At 45.3% G+C, this 19518-nt stretch carries 15 protein-coding genes; 4 read left to right on the plus strand and 11 right to left on the minus strand.

Annotated features, from left to right (window positions below; translation table 11 throughout):
* Positions 1-129: 129 nt before the first annotated feature.
* A complete protein-coding gene (locus tag ACH19P_RS18395; RefSeq protein ID WP_462160073.1) occupies positions 130-3888 on the minus strand; it encodes a TonB-dependent receptor domain-containing protein in 3759 nt (1252 codons plus the stop codon).
* 584 nt (positions 3889-4472) lie between these two features.
* On the opposite strand from ACH19P_RS18395, the gene ACH19P_RS18400 reads away from it, so the two are divergent.
* A complete protein-coding gene (locus ACH19P_RS18400; protein ID WP_462160074.1) occupies positions 4473-5684 on the plus strand; it encodes a GGDEF domain-containing protein in 1212 nt (403 codons plus the stop codon).
* 197 nt (positions 5685-5881) lie between these two features.
* Here the strand turns inward: ACH19P_RS18400 and ACH19P_RS18405 are convergent, their stop codons facing one another.
* From ACH19P_RS18405 to ACH19P_RS18415, 3 genes are read right to left on the minus strand one after another with little or no spacing between them, the layout of a single operon-like run.
* Positions 5882-6604, minus strand: coding sequence for a serine hydrolase domain-containing protein (locus tag ACH19P_RS18405; protein WP_462160076.1), 723 nt, complete (start codon positions 6602-6604; stop codon positions 5882-5884).
* Positions 6589-6765, minus strand: a complete 177-nt coding sequence (locus ACH19P_RS18410; RefSeq protein WP_462160205.1) for a hypothetical protein — start codon at positions 6763-6765, stop codon at positions 6589-6591. Before ACH19P_RS18410 ends, ACH19P_RS18405 begins: the two co-directional genes overlap by 16 nt.
* A 45-nt stretch (positions 6766-6810) precedes the next feature.
* Positions 6811-7299, minus strand: coding sequence for a hypothetical protein (locus tag ACH19P_RS18415; RefSeq protein ID WP_462160078.1), 489 nt, complete (start codon positions 7297-7299; stop codon positions 6811-6813).
* A gap of 635 nt (positions 7300-7934) precedes the next feature.
* Here ACH19P_RS18415 and ACH19P_RS18420 point away from each other — a divergent pair.
* Positions 7935-9365: a DEAD/DEAH box helicase gene (locus tag ACH19P_RS18420; RefSeq protein ID WP_462160206.1), complete on the plus strand. Its 1431-nt coding sequence runs from the start codon at positions 7935-7937 to the stop codon at positions 9363-9365.
* 56 nt (positions 9366-9421) lie between these two features.
* Here the strand turns inward: ACH19P_RS18420 and ACH19P_RS18425 are convergent, their stop codons facing one another.
* Both ACH19P_RS18425 and ACH19P_RS18430 read right to left on the minus strand, forming a co-directional pair.
* A complete protein-coding gene (locus tag ACH19P_RS18425) occupies positions 9422-9934 on the minus strand; it encodes a 2-thiouracil desulfurase family protein (protein ID WP_462160079.1) in 513 nt (170 codons plus the stop codon).
* A complete protein-coding gene (locus ACH19P_RS18430) occupies positions 9927-10388 on the minus strand; it encodes a MarR family winged helix-turn-helix transcriptional regulator (protein WP_462160080.1) in 462 nt (153 codons plus the stop codon). The genes ACH19P_RS18425 and ACH19P_RS18430 overlap by 8 nt, the downstream gene beginning before the upstream one ends.
* 118 nt (positions 10389-10506) lie before the next feature.
* Between ACH19P_RS18430 and ACH19P_RS18435 the strand changes: the two genes are divergently transcribed.
* Positions 10507-10932, plus strand: coding sequence for an organic hydroperoxide resistance protein (locus ACH19P_RS18435; protein ID WP_440589698.1), 426 nt, complete (start codon positions 10507-10509; stop codon positions 10930-10932).
* 121 nt (positions 10933-11053) lie between these two features.
* Here the strand turns inward: ACH19P_RS18435 and ACH19P_RS18440 are convergent, their stop codons facing one another.
* Complete coding sequence (locus ACH19P_RS18440; RefSeq protein WP_462160207.1) at positions 11054-13075, minus strand: S9 family peptidase; 2022 nt, start codon at positions 13073-13075, stop codon at positions 11054-11056.
* 377 nt (positions 13076-13452) lie between these two features.
* On the opposite strand from ACH19P_RS18440, the gene nhaD reads away from it, so the two are divergent.
* On the plus strand, positions 13453-14880 hold the full coding sequence (gene nhaD / locus ACH19P_RS18445) for a sodium:proton antiporter NhaD (protein ID WP_462160208.1): 1428 nt from the start codon (positions 13453-13455) through the stop codon (positions 14878-14880).
* 44 nt (positions 14881-14924) lie between these two features.
* Here nhaD and ACH19P_RS18450 read toward each other — a convergent pair whose 3' ends face one another.
* The 4 genes from ACH19P_RS18450 to ACH19P_RS18465 all read right to left on the minus strand — a co-directional run bounded on the left by ACH19P_RS18450 (position 14925) and on the right by ACH19P_RS18465 (position 19423).
* Entirely contained in the window at positions 14925-17000 is a 2076-nt protein-coding gene (locus ACH19P_RS18450) for a TonB-dependent receptor (RefSeq protein WP_462160210.1), read from the minus strand.
* 193 nt (positions 17001-17193) lie between these two features.
* Positions 17194-17628, minus strand: coding sequence for a hemerythrin domain-containing protein (locus tag ACH19P_RS18455; protein ID WP_462160082.1), 435 nt, complete (start codon positions 17626-17628; stop codon positions 17194-17196).
* 367 nt (positions 17629-17995) lie between these two features.
* Entirely contained in the window at positions 17996-18448 is a 453-nt protein-coding gene (locus tag ACH19P_RS18460) for an NfeD family protein (RefSeq protein ID WP_462160083.1), read from the minus strand.
* Positions 18449-18466: 18 nt separating this feature from the next.
* Positions 18467-19423, minus strand: coding sequence for an SPFH domain-containing protein (locus ACH19P_RS18465; RefSeq protein ID WP_462160084.1), 957 nt, complete (start codon positions 19421-19423; stop codon positions 18467-18469).
* Positions 19424-19518: the final 95 nt, after the last annotated feature.

Consider the following 19518-nt stretch of genomic DNA (forward strand, 5'->3'; position numbering starts at 1 on the left):
CACTCTTTTTTGATTGGTGTGGTGAAGCTAATGAGTGGGTACTTACATACCCACTCATTAAGGGTATTGGCTATTGCAGTGTGTTTTTGCAGCAGCCTCAGGGATAGTCTATCCAGGCGATAAACGCAGTTAGAACGTCCAGTTTAAGCCGAGATAATAACGGCGGCCGTTCGTCCATTCGTTTACATATATCTTGTCTAGGTGGTTTTCGTAGTATGGCTTTAGCTCATCAACAGGAATACCACTTGCCTGTGACAGAATCTCGAAGGCCTCTTCTCCAGTAATTGAAGATTCAACGATTTCGTTACCATTCTCATCCGTTGCGACGATTCTATTACCCGTTGCTACGCCATCTTCGCCGATTTCATCAACCCACTTCATTTTATTAATGACTGGATCATTGACGATCTGCGACGTTTTCATGTAGTGAACAACGTTTTCATTGGTTAGATTGGTCACTGCAAAACTTGCAACTAGATTATCTAAGATTTGATAGGTCGCTTTGAAGTCGACTTGTTGGCGAGCCCCTGTATAGCGGATACCATCAGTGTAACTTGCGTTGGCAAACTCACTTCTATAATTATAAGAAAGACGCGCAGAGAAGGTATCATTCTCATAATACAGAGACGCATTCAGTGTGTCTTTGGATTGCCCAAACATAGGCTCTGTTTGGCCTACTGTTTTGGTGTTGAATCCTGTTACTTCAAAGTATTCGCGCTGAGATGGATCACTTAAGTGCGTTTCCGTGTCAGACATATCAGCGATTTCATAAGAAAAAGTAGAGGTAGTAAATTTCTGATCGGGTACATCGGTGTAGGTGTAGTTGACTAAGCCACCAAAGCCGTTTCCGAAGTCGTGTTGCAGTTGAAACTCAAGACCTTTTACTTTTTGTTCACCCGTGTTGAAGTATGAACTGACGACATAGTCTCCGTTAATGGAATAGCCATTATCATCGGTTTTGCCTTCGGCGCCAAGGTAAGATAGATCTTGAACTTGCGAGGTAGAGCGCACCATGTCTTTGATGTCTTTTTGGAACGCGGTGATGGCGAATATTGAAGACTCTGCAAAATACCACTCCGCCCCTAGTTCAGTATTCACAGAGCTGTATGAGCCTAAATTAGGGTTACCTACGGAACCTCTTCGTTGTGAGTCCATGGGAAGGCGCTCAGCTTCGCCGTTGGGGGTTAGGTCTTGCTGTCTACCATCGGTGTATAGTCTGTATCGCTGTGTAACCAAGCTAAAGTTACTTCTTAGCTGAGTTAAGCTAGGATGCGAGATATTTTTAGATGCGGCCGCTCTGAGAACGATATCATCAGCCAAATCAACCGCAATATTGAAGCTAGGCAGGTAATCCTTCGTGCTACTTTCTTGTACTAAGGGAGTGTATTGGTTGAAGCCTGCGAGCTCGGCAATATAGCTAGGGTCACTAGGATCAAGTGGATAAGATAGCAATTGGCCATTTTCATCTTTGGCCACTTCGTTACCAATTGATTCCCGCTGCGTATCTACAACGCGAATACCCACGTTACCACGGAATATTTCACCACTGAAATTAGCCATTGCATAGTAAGCAAGTAATTCTTCACTCACTTCGTACGCTGATCCCGCTGATTCCGTTAACCCTGAGCGACAACCGTAATAGGTTTCTGAATTTGCAGAGTTAGCGATAGCTTCAGCACACGCTCCTTCGTTAGGCGTGCCTTCTGAATTGAGTAATAAAAAGTGATCATTTAATAACGCATTACGCTTCTGTTGGTCTATATCGAAATATTCATTAGGAATATCGTGGCCTGCGGAGTCCAAACCAGACACGGTGCCGCCGACAATTTGCTCGGCAAGAATTAATGGAAAATCACTGGATTCATTAGCGTAACCATGGAAGCGGGCATCTTCAGTAAAGTAGCGCTGTGTTCGCTCTATGTTTCGGTATTTAGCACCAAACTTGACGCTGTCGATGTAAAAATCATTTTCAAATGACCAAGTAAAATCCCCTTGTAAGAAATCCTCCGTGTTATCACGATAACGAGCCGTATTTCTCAAGCCTCCTGTAAGGAGATAAAACTCATTAGTCGGTGCTAATAAGAAGTTTTTAGCGCGCTGTTGTGCATCTATTAGAGCCTGTCCTGTAAGTGAAGGGTCGGCTTCGAGCCCCCAGTATACTTTTCCTGTGTCTGGGTTGTAGCCATAGCCTAAGTTCACACCTTCATAGGTTGGGATTTTAAGTGAAGCTTGATCACCTGAGTATGGGGTTTCATAATCCCCATAGCGACTCGCAAGGGTGGTTGCACGATCCAATACCGTGCTATCTGCTTCTGTATGACCTGCTTGAAGTTTAATCTCGAAATCATCTAGCTCATAATCTATGGTGAGGTGATATCTATTTTGCTCTGTTTCGGTGCCGCTTCTATCATTGGAGTCTCTGCGGAGCATCTCACCCCAGCGTATATCACCGGCGTAATAATTGTTTCCATCCCACACCATACCAGCCCCGCGAACTAGATTCGTGCCGTCTACAGGGTAGGTTGCAGATAAAACGATATCGCGCTCGGCATCCATTACTAGTCGAGGGTCAATACCCGGAACTTCATTACTGTACAAGAGCTGCACGATTCGGTGAGGTTGCGCATAGAGATTATCGTTTTTGTTATCTCGGTCAGATTTATTCTGGTTAACCTCTAGGTTAATGCTTAACGTATCGGTGGGGGCCCACTGTAAATTAATCGTGGTGTCTAGGCGGCTCTCATCTGTAGAAAAAGCAGGCGCGTAAACCATATTTCCTAAAGTTCTACCTGGTGTTTGGCCTAAGCCCGCGCTTCTACGACTTCCCCAAAAAAGACCCCAAACAGGATCGAGGTAGGTAGGATCGATAACTTCATCAAGTTGCCCCCAATTTTGCGTGCTGTTGTTCCATACTCCTGAATCAAGGGGGTTTTCTGTAGGCCAATAAGGGCCATTATTGGCAACAGCTTCTAAATCGCCATACGTATAACCATTTAATGCCATATGCCGAGTAATGATTAATGCATGGTTGTTCATGTGGCGCAGATTTATATCGCTGCTTGCACATGCCTCTGTCGGGCAGTTGATTGCATCAGTTTGTGCAAAGCCTGTGCTTATCGCACCTTCATTACCGGCAATACCATCAGACTCAAACCCCGTACGAAACGCATTGCGTTGTTGTCTACTAACACTGATCGACGCGCCAAACTTTTTGCTGTCAGACACGAAGTTATAAGCTGTTGATATTTGTGGAGAGTATTTTTCTGATGAGTCATTGTATTCGGACTCAACATTAAAATAGCCGTAGCCGTCCTCTTGCTCCAATGGTTTTTTAGTATGCAAGATGACCGTTCCACCTATACCACCTGCATCGAGGTCTGCCCGTGCTGACTTATGCACTTCAATTTTTGAAACGCGCTCCGCTGGAATGTTAGAAAAATCAAAAGCGTTACTTTCAGCTTGTCCTGGCAAATAGGATGCAGATTTGGCTGACTGGCCATTCACTAATGTGTTTGTCAGTTCTGGAGACGTCCCCCTGATAGAGATTCTAGAGCCTTCGCCAAACTGACGTTCAATTTGAACCCCAGCGACACGTTGTAGTGCCTCTGCCATATTTTTATCGGGGTTCTTCGCAATGTCTTCGGTATTAATGGAGTCAACAATTGCATTGGAGTAGCGCTTGTTATTTAAGTTATCGCGCAGTGAAGAGCGAATGCCAGTAATTTCAATTACTTCCATTTCGCCTTCGTTAATTTGTTTTTCCGAAGTCTGTTTCGTGGTTAATTCCTTTTCTACCTCCTGAGAAAAGGTTGGCATAGACATACACGCTGACAAGCATATGGCTGAATGAATAGCGATGGTCATTTTTGATAAGCGAAGAGCTCTCATGTTGCACCTTTAAAATCGTTTTTATTGTAATGTGACCCGTTAATACCAAACGTTAGAAGTTTGGGTTATTGCTCTTATTTGTATTATCGAGTGACTCTATCTCAACATGTGAAAAAACATGTTGGCAATGTTAACTTAGTACAGAAAAAATAAAGATCAAGAATAATTTATTTCTTAATTTATTGCTTTGTTGCTTTGCCATGGTTTGCTAGTGACATTACCTTGTGTATTTTTATCTGCTGATCTTTATTATAAAAGTTTATATTTATCATGTTGGTGTGATGTGATTTGTAGTGCAGTTGAACAATTTTTTATTTGGGGTGGTTTTTGATTGGTTCTTTTATCTTTTCCCTTACTTTATTTTGAAATAAATTATTCTTGTGTTTTGTCTTTTTGGTTTGGTGGTTGGAGTTACCTGAAGGTTAAGTTTGAAAAAGCTCGTTTTGACGGAAATAAGTTTATTAGTTTTAACGTGAGCGGTGTCTATTATCCGGTTGCTGGAATCTAATACTAACTAATCATGTTAATTCGTAAAATGAGTTAAGTGTGCTTTAATTTGTATGATTATTGGCTGGGAGCGACATATGGAGTTAGATTCTTTCACTATAAAAATTGCAGCCACGATACTAAGTGCCATTATGGCTGTGACTATGTTCGCAATGTACAAGGCAAATAAAGAGGAGCTGTGCTTTTTCGATTGGGCTGGCGCGGGTTTTTTTAACACCCTTGGATATATAAGTACGGGATTACTGCATTCCAATTTTGTAGAGCATGGAGAAAATTTAAATTCATTTTTTCTCGGCTTATCAAATACTTGTTACTTTCTTGCTCATTGCGCGATTTTGAGAGGATTATTAAGGCATTTAAATCTCCGCCTGTTTACAACGGAAATGGCTCTCGCCGCGATCATTGTTTCTCTTGCTCATCAGTTCCCGGTATTCAGTGGCTCTTTTGAAAATAGAATCATCCTGTTTTTTACACTCATCCTAATTATCAAAATGTACGCTCTGTATGTTCTGGGTCGTGTGATGTCTTCGACAAAACAGTGGTCCTATGCGCCTCTCTTTATGATAGAAGTTTTCTTCGTTACACAAATGGCTGTGAGAGCGTTGATGGCAGTCTCTGTTAGCAGTTCTGAAGTGCTTCAAGATTTTAACCATCCAATTCAAGCGATTGGTTGGCTGGCGGACTTGTTGTATATCTCTGTAGCCACACTCGCGTGTGTTTTAGTTGTGGTGCGAGAGCAGGTTTTAGAAATTAGAAGGTTGTCTCTTACGGATCAATTAACAGGCTGCCTCAATAGAAGGGCAATGCAAACTAGCTCAGAACAATCCTTCGAGGAGAGTAAGCGCATAAATAGCGTCTTCGGTGTGATTGCTATTGATATCGACTTTTTCAAGAAAATTAATGACACGTTTGGACATGACGCTGGAGATAGCGTAATAAAAAGTACAACTCAAGCTATTAATAGGCGCCTTAGAAAGGTTGATAAATTATTTCGCATGGGTGGGGAAGAGTTCATCGTAACGACTGTGGGAACACCCTTAGAGGGGATAAGCGTATTGGCTGAAAAAATTCGCGAAGAGGTGGAGTCCATTAAGTATGCATTTAACGGAACAGACCTCAATGTCACCATCAGTTTAGGCATTTCTATATCAGGCGAATGCGACTGTCACTGGGAAGAAGTATTAAAAAGGGCTGATGACGCCTTGTATGAAGCTAAACGAGCGGGTAGGAATCGTGTTGTTCAGTCACAAAGTACAGCAGCGAGTACATTGTCTCCTAGTCTCGCGTAAGAGATAACGTTTTATTGAGCAATACAGGCTGTCGTTCGACAGTTACATAGCGTCATTGTTTGGCTTGGGTCGGTTGTTGAAATAAGGAAGTGGTGTACGTTACCTGTAGTTAAAATAAATCGATTGCTTACATTGAGGAGGCGAAAAAGTATTCATTCAGGCCCCTTCAGAATCCACCAAAGGGGCAAAATTACCACTTATTTCTCTAATGCTTCAAGCACCTTATCGGAGAGTTCCCAAGGGTTGAACCCTTGCTTGCCATAGTCGAGGCCACGGCGAACAATCACCAGTTCTTTTTCTGGGATCACCACCACAAATTGGCCGCGGTTACCACGCGTGGTAAAGGCTTTTGCTGGGCCATTGTTCTTATCTGCCTTGCGTAGCCACCACTGTGCACCGTAATCAAAGTCTCGCGAAGCGGATGCTGGCGCAGGGGTGGTTGAATAGGCAATCCACTTTGGCGAGATGATTTGCTCACCAAACCACTTTCCGCCATTGGCGTACAACATTCCGAATCGTGCTAAGTCTCGCGCCGTGGTGTACATTTGGCTGCTAAAAATGAAGTCGCCATATTGGTCTGTGCTCACAAGTGTGTTGTACATCCCTAACTTATTGAATAGAGCGCGTGACGGGAATTGATGATACTCCTGCTCATCATCAAAGGTGTTTTTGAACGACATGGTCGCCAACAATGTGTCGTAGTTTTCATAGTCCCAAAATGTGCCGGGCTCACGCACAAGCCCACGATTCACCGCGCCCTTTGCGGAACTCTCACCCGCCCAATACGCAAGGCCTGAACCATTGGCGTATTCCATATTAAAGCTATCTACAGGGTAGAGCCCGGAAGACATCTGCAGGGCATCTCCCAAGGTGATTTTGTTACGCGGGTCGTCCTCTGGGTTGGCTAACTGTGGCGACAAGTTAGATTCAACGAGTCGTTCACTGCCATTTCTTTACGGTCGACTTTGATACCAGCGAGAGTCGCAAAGACACTTTTAGCTGTGCTCCAAGTACGTGTTTTGGTGTCACGATTGACGCCCTCAGCGTAGCGCTCCAGCATAATATTACCGCGATGAACGATAACAAGGCTTAAGGTATCTTGCTCATCCGTTGGCGTATTGAACGCTCACTCAGCAACTGCGTTTATGGCTTGCTGTTGTGTTGCAGATGTAAATTGATAGTCAGTCGTCGCATCCCCCATAGGCCAAGGAGTTGTAGCGTAATTTTTCGGAGCTGGTGCTAATTTGATACTCGGCAGGGTATCGGCAACATTAAAGTCTTGGTCTGGGCGCAGCACCACACACCCAATGCCATCACGATAAATTGCGCGAATAGTCACGCCAGACTCATTGCTCACAGCCACCCCGCGAACGTCATTATCTATGTGTACTAATTTCGACGGCGCTACGCCAAATTTGCCGGGGATATAGGTGAGTTCTTGTGCATTAACTTGCTCAATGGTGCGGTTTGACGTAAACAAGCCGTTGCAAGTGAGCACCGCTTGCACACCAAGGTGGATCATGGCTCGTTGGGGCTTAAAGACATCATACTCGGCATGGGCAGGAGTCAGGTTAAGCAGCAGAACCGCAGCGAGAGCAGAGGTTTGTCGTTTCATTAGATGGCCTTTTATTTTTGTCGTCCAATACGGCTAGGTTGTTGGCATAAAGTGACTGTCGAGACACTGATTAAAACATTAACTCTCTGTGATGCCCACACCAAGGAAATGAGCTGAATGTAGGTTGATCATTAAAAGCGATGGTGCGAGTAATGAATTCTGGGACTCTCAATTCTTCGCAGTGAAGCACATGGATGCGCGATGTAATCTAGCTTCATGGATATACCTATCCAAATGAGTGGTGCTTTGCAGCACACATCGCTTTGATTGCACATAAAGTAATCTACAAGGATAAACAGGCCAATTCACAGATTGCATTATTTGGTCATTGCAGACGCTATTTCGGTTATAATTGCATTTACACATCACCTATCCAATGCACTCATGTCGGTGCGTGAATAGTGGTGAAGCAGTAATACATAAAGCGCATTTATAAATGACAAGGTAATTGTAGAGCGTACCGAGCACGAAAAGTGCGGATTGTCTTTGCAATTAGGGCAAGAGTCCTTTAGTCTGCGCGTCCTTAAACATTTCTGGTGAAATAACGCGCAGCCTTATTTTGCCACGCATATCGAGCATCTATGACCGACCAGCAATCAGCGCCAACAACCAACTCAATTGAATCCCAAAGCAACATCCAGTTTAGCGATTTAGGCCTGCAACCGAAGCTTTTACAAGCTGTTGAACAACAGGGCTATAAACACCCATCGCCCATTCAAGCGCAGGGTATTCCAGCGGTGTTATCGGGCCGAGATGTGATGGCGGCAGCGCAAACCGGCACAGGCAAAACCGCGGGTTTTACTTTGCCTATGCTTGAATTGTTAAGCAAAGGTCAGCGCGCGCAAAATAATACTATTCGCGCTCTTGTATTAACACCGACTCGAGAGCTTGCTGCGCAAGTGGGGGAGAGTGTTGAAACCTATGGGAAGCAATTAGCGCTGAGTTATTCAGTGGTCTTCGGTGGTGTAAAAATTAACCCGCAGATGATGCAGTTACGCCGCGGTGCAGATATTCTCGTTGCTACTCCGGGTCGATTGATGGACCTGTATCAGCAAAATGCTATCAAGCTCAACCAACTTGAAATGCTGGTGTTGGATGAAGCCGATCGTATGCTGGATATGGGCTTTATTCATGACATTCGCCGAATCATCAAGTTATTACCCGCGAAGCGTCAGAACTTACTTTACTCTGCGACTTTCTCTGAAGAGATCCGTGAGTTAGCCAAAACAATCGTTACTGATCCGCTTGAGATTTCAGTGGTGCCGCCGAACACGACAGCTAAAACCGTTGAACAGTGGGTTTATCCAGTTGATAAATCTCGCAAAACAGCTTTGTTGAGTCATTTAATTAAAGAGCATAATTGGCCGCAAGTGCTAGTATTTAGCCGCACTAAGCATGGGGCTAACCGTATTGCCCGTAATTTAGAAAGCCGCGGCATTACCTCGACGGCAATTCATGGCAATAAGAGCCAAGGCAGTCGCACCAAAGCGCTAGCTGGATTTAAAGATGGCAGCATCCAAGCGCTAGTTGCGACAGATATTGCCGCTCGCGGTATCGATATCGACCAACTTCCTTGCGTGATTAACTACGATTTGCCTAACATTGCAGAAGATTATGTACACCGTATCGGTCGAACGGGTCGTGCGGGAGCATCCGGTTTGGCGATTTCTTTTGCGATTGCTGATGATGCGAAAGATTTAAATGGCATAGAAAACCTAATCCAAGAATTGTTGCCACGTAAAATTATCGCCGGATATGAGCCAAGTAATGAATTGCCACAAAGCACCCTAAAGCCATTGAAGGCAAAGAAACCGAAGAAGCCTAAAAAGCCAAAGGTGAACGACGAAGGTCACGCTCAAGCAACAAAAACTGACGGGCAAAATACACCTTCGAAAAACAAAGAACAGACAGACAAACGTGGTCATTCGCATCATGCCAACAAAGCACGTCGTCGCCCTGCGAACTCAAAAAACCCTCGCAATCAAGGTGGCGCAGGGAACGAGCAGAAGCAAGGGCAGGGCAGAAGAAGCAATCAGTCGAGAAATAGACGCCCAGCTGGTAGGTAATCACTGTTCAGGCACCGCTATGCAGCGGTGTTCACATCACATAACTTATATCAGTGTTATTGCTCTTGAGCGCGCTGGCGCTCAAGCTCTGCAGCTAGTTTGTCGATGTTATGTTGGCTAAACACCTTGATGCCTTGTTGCTCCAGCAATGCAGCAGTGACACCTGAACCTGCTATTTTCTTGCCGCTAAAACTGCCATCGTAAATCTGGGTGCTGCCACACGACGGGCTGCCTTCGGCGAGAATCGCGTAGCGAATGCCATGTTGCTTGCAAACGCTTTGGGCATTGTAAGCCCCCTTTACAAACTCCGCAGTAACATCAACGCCATCATCGCCTACAACAGAGGCATTCCCTTGTAGCACGTCAATGCCTTGCCCTTGTTGTATTTCCGCTGGCGCTCTGGGTGTGAGCAATCCAGCAGAGACCTCAGGGCAAAGCACAATCAATTGAACATGTGTATTTAACCAGTCAAAATCTTCTTGGGACAGTGCTAGGCAACTGGCGTTGTAGCGCACCTTGTTACCCAACAGGCACGCACTTATGAGTACTTTTTCACGTGCATTACCCATCTTTGCTCACTTCACACAATGCTTGGCTGAGGCCGTTACTGACCTTATCCACTAAACGCATGAGCTCAATTGCTTCTTCGTTAGAGATGTTATCGAAGTTGCAGCGCATTTGTTTGGGGATTGCGAGCGCTTTGTCTTTGGCTGCTTTTCCTTGTTGGGTAAGGAGCACACGTTTTACACGTTTGTCGTGCTCATCGCTGACAACATTAAGTAAATTCTTGGTAGTGAGCTTTTTAAGGATCAAGCTCATAGCACCGCCATCAATCCGCGTCTTTTGTAATAACTGATGGATGGTTATGTCATCTTCTTCCCACAGCGCCATCATCACCACATATTGGGGGTAAGTGATATCCAGCTCACTTAAAAGCGGCCGGTAAGCACGCGCGAATGCATTCGCAACCGTATAAAATCGATGGCAGAGCTGGTTGTCTAGTTTAAGAATTTCGTCGGTCATAGTGTCTCCTGTTTTATTATTTTGCATGCAAAAGACTTGATCTTCAACTTAAGCATCTCTATTATTTATTTTGCATGCAAAATAAGTTTGAGTTTGAGACAAAGATTGGAGAAATATAATGGCTTTAGATAGCGTACTTTACACAGCGAAAGCAACTGCAACTGGTGGCCGTGACGGTTCGGCAAAATCTGACGATGGTCGTCTAGAGGTTGGTTTATCTGTGCCTAAAGGTTTAGGTGGCGACGATGGGCAGGGCACCAACCCAGAACAGTTATTCGCGGCGGGCTATGCCGCATGTTTTATTGGCGCACTGAAAAAAGTGGCCGGTGACCAAAAAATTAAATTGCCTCGTGATGTGTCGATCACAGGTGAAGTATCGATTGGTCCTAAGGGGGCAGGCTTTTCGATTGATGCAAAACTGACGATTAATTTAGGTGATATGGACAAAGAGCAGGCACGAGCACTAGTTGATACAGCACACCAAGTGTGCCCTTATTCAAATGCAACGCGCGGCAACATCGACGTTGAGCTGGTTATTGCCTAATTCTAAGCGCTACGGTGAAGACGTTCAGATCATATTTTTACTAACTTAAACTCGCCGTAGAAGCACAAAAAAAGCGTGGCTCACTTAAAGTGACCACGCTTTTTATTCGTTGAATTTTAGGTTATTCGGCGGTTTTTTCTGTGTGCTTTTCAAACCACCAGAGAATGTACGCTACTTTTGCCATTAAGTTAGAAGGGCGCTTGGTGATACCGTGCGAGGCATCAGGGATGCGCACCATTGCGGTATCAACGCCTTGCAATTTGAGTGCTTGATAGAACTGCTCAGTCTCTGAAATTGGTGTGCGGTAATCCGCTTCCCCTGTCAGTAGCATGGTCGGCGTTTTTACATTACCCACGTAGCTAATCGGTGAGCGCTCCATATAGTGCTGCATATGATCCCATGGCTTTCCAGGGAACCAGTAATCGGTGAAGAATGGATAAAAGTCCGCGGTAAGTACAAAGCTAAACCAGTTAATCACTGGCTTGGCAACCACAGCCGCCGCAAATCTGTCGGTGTGGCCGACAATCCAAGAAGTAAGCACACCACCACCCGAGCCGCCAGTAACAAACAATTTATCTTGGTCGATAAAGCCTTTCTCAAGGAGTGTATCAACCCCCGTCATCAAGTCATCATAATCGTTACTTGGATAGTTATGGTGTATTGTTTGCGCAAATTCCTTACCGTAAGAGTCGCTACCTCGTGGATTCATGTACAAAACCACGTTTCCTTTGGCGGCAAAAAGTTGCGCCTCGGCGCTAAAGTGTGGGCCATAGTTGGCAACTGGGCCACCGTGAATTTCTAAAATGAGCGGGTATTTTTTGCTGGCATCAAAGCCTGGCGGATACACCACCCACCCCTGAATATCTAAGCCATCATGCTTGGATTTAACCCATAACTCTTCAACTTTACCCAGTTCTTTGTTGCCAAGCGCATCTTCGTTAAGCTGAGTTAGGCGGCGTGCTTCGCCGCGTTTGGTTAGCGCAACATCGGAGGGGCGCTGAGTATCGGCAAGGGTAAAGGCGATATCACCTTTATTACTTACATCAAAATCACCGCCCGAATAGGGGCGACCAAAGGCAACACTGCCCACTTTTTCAGTGATCACAGTGTGTTTGCCACGCAGAGGTTGATAGGCAAGAGTTGTTTGCCCTTCGCTGTCGTAACTAAAATAGATACCTTTGCTGTCACCTGACCATTGAATATCGCCAACAGAACGGTCAAAGTCAGGCGTTAAGCTTTGCGTCTCACCCGATTTTAAATCGCGAATATACAATTGGGTGTTTTCGTAGTTAGTGAGTTTGTCATCATACCCTGTGTACGCGAGATAGCGGCCATTAGGTGATACTTGAGGTTGGTTATCAGGACCGTTTCTGTCAGTTACTTCAGTGATTTCTTTGGTCTGTAAATCAAGGGCATAAATTTCTGAGTTTATCGGTTTTAACTCTGCGTCTGCATGACGATTAGCAGAGAAATAAAGCGTATTACCGTCGCCACTAAAGCTTAATTTACCACCATGGTCGAAATCACCATGGCTTAGCTGGGTTGCATTGCCGCCTTGGGCTGAAATACTGAATAACTGGTTAAAGCCTGCTTTGGTGTACCCTGCACCGTCGGCGCGATAGTAAACATCATCGATGAACACTGCTGGGTCTGCCCATTTGGCGCCTTCGGGCTTGCCCGGAAGGTTCACTGGATTTTTCGCTTTCGCAGGCACAAACATGCTAAATACGAGGGATTTTCCATCCGGCGTCCACGTTGGTTTTGACGGGCTTTGTGTGAGGTTACTAATTTTGCTGAGCGCACCTGTGCTTAACCACTTTACGTAAAGCTGCGCACTGCCATCACGTGTTGAGATAAAAGCGAGACGATCACCACTGGGAGAAAGTACTGGTGCAAAGTCTTGATGCACACCACTGGTTACAGGCATAAGCTGCTTATCATCAGTGTTGACTTGCCAAATATTGCTGAACTTGCGATCGGTTTTGATATCCATGCGGTTGCGCACAAAATAAACCTGTTTGCCGTCGTTGCTAATGTCTATCTGGTTAGCATATTCGAGATTAAATACATCTTCTAGTTGCAATGGGGAAAGGTCATTTGCCATCACACCTGATGACAACGCGAGGCTCAAGGCACAAGCCATTTTGGTGATCTTCATACTCAATCCTTAGCGGTTATGTGAACCCTAGTTTTAGAATGGCTCATCATTGATTGCAACTTAATACGTTGAATTAGTGCAGATAATCATCACTATTTGATTGCGCTTTCTATTATCTAAAGTCAGTCAATGCTCTCGTGGTAGCACCGAAATATAGCTGGCTCACTGTGTGTTCTCACTGTTATAACTGGTTAGCTACTGTGAGGGTCGATATACACCTTTTGCTTACATAATTGTTCGTACTTCTTGTGGTAACTTAACTGAGTTCACCGGTTCCACTTACTCTTTCGAGACGTCGAATGAGCTGGGACTTTACCGTTATCTTCTGGGAGGGAAGGGCGAATGCAGTGCCCGTTACAACTATGACGCAAACTTTACTGATACTGTTTACTGTGCTGTGTTCGTTTTCGACTCAGGCTAGCGAATCCAATTTTGCAGCGCTGAATCTGACTCAATCAGGGGTTGGCTATGCTGCCCTCGTTATTTTCACCATTGCCTATATTCTTGTTATGGCAGAAGAAAAGATTCATATGCGCAAGTCTAAGCCTGTGCTTGTTGCCGCGGGTCTTATCTGGATTTTCATTGCCAGTGTTTACCCAAGCGAGCATGCCAGTATTGTTGAATCAGCGTTTCGTCATAACCTCCTTGAATTTGCCGAGTTGATGCTGTTTCTGTTAGTGGCGATGACTTACATCAACGCCATGGAAGAGCGGCGACTATTTGATGCTTTACGCGGTTGGTTACTTAAAAAAGGCTTCACCTACAGACAACTATTTTGGATAACCGGTGGCTTAGCATTTTTTATCTCGCCCATTGCAGACAACCTTACTACGGCGTTGCTGATGTGCGCTGTGGTGATGAAAGTCGCTGAAAATGACAAAAAGTTTGTTGCTCTGTGCTGCGTGAGTATTGTAACGGCAGCGAACGCTGGCGGCGCATTCAGCCCATTTGGCGACATTACCACGCTGATGGTGTGGCAAGCAGGTCAAGTGACGTTTACTGAGTTCTTACGACTCTTTGTGCCCTCACTGGTTAATTATTTAGTGCCAGCCTTGGTCATGAGTATGTTCATTGAAAATCGCTCGCCAACGCGGGTTGACACGGATGTGGAGTTAAAGCGTGGCGCGCTGCGAATCACCTTTTTGTTTCTACTGACCGTTGCAACTGCGGTGGCGTGTCACATCGTCCTGCACCTGCCGCCAGTGCTGGGCATGATGATGGGCCTAGGCTATTTACAGTTCTTTGGCTACTTCTTGCGAATGACCCTCCCAGGCTCTTTGGCGCGCAAGCGTGAAAAGGCTGAGCTGGAAGGTGACAACAAACGATTGGAGCAGTTAGGAAGCGTGGTGCCATTTGATGTCTTCAGCAAAGTCTCTCGTGCTGAATGGGATACCTTACTGTTCTTTTACGGCATTGTGCTGTGCGTGGGCGGTCTTGGCTTTATGGGGTATTTGAGTCTGCTGTCGGAATCCTTGTATGGCAACATGAGCGCTACGGTCGCTAACACTGTACTCGGTGTGGTGTCGGCTGTGATAGATAACATTCCGGTAATGTATGCGGTGCTGTCGATGGAGCCAGAAATGTCTCATGGCCAATGGTTGCTTATCACGTTAACTGCAGGAACCGGTGGTAGCTTATTGTCGATAGGTTCGGCAGCCGGTGTGGCCTTGATGGGGCAAGCACGCGGTTATTATTCATTTGCCTCGCACCTAAAATGGACACCGGTCATTGCCCTTGGATATGGCGCCAGTATTGTGGTGCACTTGTGGCTAAATAAAGCTGTGTTTTAAGCACCAAGAGCCTAAGCTCTTGGTTATTCTGGGATTAACTAGGGTTAATCCCACTCATATTGAATCGTGAACAGTGCAGTTCTTGGTCTACTAGGGAAGTAGCGATCGCCACTGAACGAGGTGTAATCGGCGCGTTCTGCATAGGCTTCATCGGTAAGATTTTCTATTCTAAGAGTTGCCAATAGCTGCGGGCTTACTTGCCATTGCCCTCGTACACTGAGTAAATCGTGCCCTTCATATTCGTGTTGATTCTCTGCATCAGTGAAGTATTTGCTCATGCTGTGCCACTGCAAGGATAGCAGCACTGAGTCACTTGCTCGCCAATTTAAGCGAGTGTTTGTGATCAAACGCGGTGCCGTATCCATAATATTCCCTTGAATATTTTGCTCGCCTAGAAGTTGCTCATGTTCGTAGGTATGCAGAGCATTTGCTATGGCGGTTTGTAGACTCAACGTGTCGCTTAGGCGGTAATCTAATTCTAATTCTAATCCGCGGTGCCTACTTTGTCCTTGGTTAACATTGAAAAAGTCGCTGTTGCGGTAAATAACGTTGTCTTTTTCCATGTAGTAACCTGCAAGTGAAAAGCGCCAATCAGTGTAAGCCCCCTTTACACCGAATTCGATACTATCGAGTGTTTCGCTTTTTAGGTCAGCAACCTGTTGAGCGCGTTGTAACTGATACAGCTCCGAGGTTTGTGGTGCCCGATAACCCTTAGCTAGGTTGGCGTAAGTCAGGAGGTTTTCGTTGAGTTGATAGCTAACGGCAAATTTCGGTGATAAGTCGGTAAATTCAGTTTTTGCACTCGGTGGACGTGTGTAACGGCATCCGCCCATCGCGCATTCGCTGCCATCTTCTTTCGTGCGCCCAGCTTGCATATGTGTTTCGTAGTCATAGCGGATATGCTCATACCGCGCGCCAAGATCCACTTGCCAGTTTGCTTGACGATACTGCAAAGCTATAAAAGGGGCGAGTTGAGATGCATCGACGGTGTAATCGTAATGTTTTCCTTGTGGGATAGTCGCTTGCAAAAAGGCGGAACCTTGGGTTGGATTTTCTTGATATTGCACCATGCTGCCTTGAGTTAATTCGCTATCAAGCCCAAGTTGCAATCGCCATTGCGGGGTGAGTCGATGTTGCACGAGGCTATTTATACCGAATCCGTGCTGGGCGTTTTGCTCAATAGGCGTACCGGGAAGAAAGTGCTTTAAAAAAGTCATTTCTTGGTCGCGAGCGTAGAGTGTTATGGCTACGTCGGTTGAGTCGCTAACGTGCCCATTAAACTTACTCCATGCCCTTAGTGCGCGATTGTCTCTGAAGGCACCTGGGTTAAGGTTTTGCTTCGCTAGCTCTGGGTCTTTATAGCTTTCAAAGCCCTCAATATAGCCCGCAGTGTCTTGATTCAAGTTGCTGTACGCAATGCCATTTTGCACCGACCAAGATTGACCGTCGTAGTGATGGCGCAGTGTTACTTTTTCTTGGTCGACACTTTCATCTTCACGATAGCCTGAGTCGCGAGTGATGCTGATATTTGCGCCGATACCATAACTTACTGTGTCTTTGCCCGCTTGCAACTTCGCCCGTTTGTAGCCATAAGAGCCTACATCTATGGCGGCATACCCGCTTCCTAGGGTTGGGTCTTGGCTGATCACATTAATTACACCATGCACCGCATTTGAGCCGTACAGCACTGAGCCTGGGCCTTTTAAGACTTCGATGCGCTGGGCCATTTCACTGTGTGCCTCGAACAGCTCATTGACGTTACAAAAACCTGCTGCGCGCAGGGCGATGCCATCTTCAAGCGTTAAAATTGAACCGCATGCTCCTGAGCCGGTGAAAACTGGGGAGCGAAGAGCAGGGAGGTATTCTTGGCCATTGCCATGTTGAATATTGGCACCGGCAACACTTTGCAATGCTTTTTCTATGTGGGTCGCGCCTATTTGCTCTAGTAATTCTTGGTTAACGCTAGTGATGCTCAGCGCTTTAATGTCGTCATTAACTGCGAAGCGTGACGAAGTTGCCACAATTCGCTCGATATCTTGCTTATCCTGTGTTGCATACACTGAGGGACTAGCAAAAGGCGAAAGAGCTGGGATGGCAGCGATTAAGTAAGTTCTAATCATCATAGAGGCACGACAAAATTTTTGTGCCCATGTTAATGCCTTGATTTGACCTATGCAATGTATTGCGGGGAGTCGGAATCGTGAAACCATAACGCGCTATTGAGAGTGCTTTAGTGAGTCACTTTTTCGCTTTTGGGTGTGTGGGTCTCAGCCAAGCCTATTATGAAAATATGCTTGGCATAGAAAGAGATTTTTAAGCCCTTGTCGTACAAAGTGCGAGAAATAAATCTGCTTTCTCCACTCCATTACTGTAATCGTCAATTAGCGGGAAAAGAATTTGTTCTTCTTTTTGGTTATGTGCGTCGAGTACTTCTTCAAGTGCGAGCAGCAGGGGCGCTACGTCGCGATTACTCAATAAATACTCATCAATGCCAACAAGGTATTCCAATATGTCGCGATGTTCGCTGAGCATCACATCTGTAGGGCCATGGCTTATCCCCATTTTCTCCTCAAAAAATGGAAACAGCACTTCTTCTTCCCATTTGATATTTTGCTCGATGCCTTTTTTAAAAGCCCAAAAGTAACACAGTGCCTCATCACTCCCCAATTTTGCCTTAAAGCTCGCATACAAACACTCTAGGCGCTTGTGATCAGCCACAAAGTAATTCGAGATAGATTGTGGGTTCATACCTAATTGTCCTATTACTACTGTTTCAAGAAAGTCAGCTAAAAACCGCGCTTATTGTTTTATGTGGTGTTCAACTGCTTTCTGAATACACATATTTATTGTTATTTTTATAATGAGAAGCGCCTGCTTTGCCGATCATGACGAAAAAGTAGTGCCTCTACCTTAATCTACATCAATAATGTACCTCATTAAGGTATGCGTTGAAACCGCTTTCAATAAGTTTAAACACACTCTTTTTTAGTGGCATTCGAAAGGTAAGGTGTGGTCAAGGGGGGATGAGGCTGTTGCGCGAGTTGCAATAAAAAAGCACGCAATGCCATAAAGACAAGCGTGCTTATTAAGTCATAATTTGATTTTTAGTGAATAGTTACTGCGCTTCAACCCACATAACGCCGACCTCTTTTTTCACAACTTTCACTTTTGTGCCAGTTGTAAGTGGGTGCTCACTTTTGAGCTTCCAGCTGATACCTGAGTATGTGTGAGTCGTTAAGCCTTGGTCATCCACGTCGTTCTCAAGCACAAAGCTTAGTTCAGCAAAGTCTGATTTTACCTCACCGCTATCACGTTGCTCTTGCATACGTTTGAGTGGTTTCCAAAGTAACAGAGCCAGTGCCGTGGTGACGATGGTGTTACTCCATAGCGCGGTAGTTAATGTGCTATCGAGTAATGAGAAGTTCATCATCAAGCCCGTGAACAACAGCGACAACCCTAAAAATAATAGGATAAACGTCGACATGCCCAGCACTGCCACTTCGATGATAAGGGCAAGTACACCCAAAATCATCAAGGTTTCTGCGAGATTATTCATTAGGAATTCCATACCACCTCCTAAAATAAATTAACTGCCTTTTTGTTTGTTATTCAGGGTGTTGATAATTGACATCCCCTGCGCAACCAATGCGCTTGCATCCGTTCCGCTTTCTGGTAGTAGCACCACGGAAGATTCACGCGCAATCGCTTCTTTGGCAGCAATAGCTTTTGTGGCTAGGTCTAACTGAATTGCCTTTTGGCCTTTTTCAGTTTCAGCAGCCTCACCGACTTTCAACAGTGCGTCAGCTTGTGCTTCCGCAACGGCGATAATAGCCTGAGCTTCACCTTCCGCTTTTAGTATCTGCTCAGCCTTGTCGGCTTCTGCAGCAAGAACTTGTGCTTGTTTTTTACCTTCAGCCACGTTGATAGCGGACTGGCGATCACCTTCAGACTCTAAAATTTGCGCGCGTTTCACACGCTCAGCTTTCATCTGCGCTTCCATCGCTTCCATAACAGAATTTGGTGGCACGATGTCTTTGATTTCGTAACGCAGAACCTGAATGCCCCATGGCTCAGAAGCTTGGTTGATAGCAGCAACGATGTTGGTATTAAGTAAGTCACGCTCTTCAAACGTTTTATCTAGCTCCATTTTACCCAGTTCAGAACGCATGGTTGTTTGCGCAAGTTGAGTTACTGCGAATACATAGTCGTCTACGCCATAGGTTGCTTTATATGGGTCGAGTACGCGGAAGTACAACACACCATCGACTATCAGAGAGATGTTGTCTTTGGTGATTGCTGACTGTGAAGGTACGTCTTGTGCTTGCTCTTTTAAGCTACGATCCGCCGCGATACGATCGATAAAAGGAACAATAAAGTTTAAGCCCGCTTCTTTCGTTGATTGGTATTTACCAAAGCGTTCGATAAGCCATGCTCTGTTTTGTGGCACGAACTTCACACTGCTCTTTAATGTTACGAGCACAAAAATGAGCAAGAAAGCCTCAACAGTGAATAACATGTCAAGGATTTGCGAAATAGGGTCCATAATACTCTCCTTAGAAAAGACCTGTAGGGTACTGATTTTGGTCGTTATGTTTAATTTTGCACCAGTTTTAGACTAGCACGTGGCGCACCTCTACC

The sequence above is a fragment of the Pseudoalteromonas sp. GB56 genome (assembly GCF_054923835.1).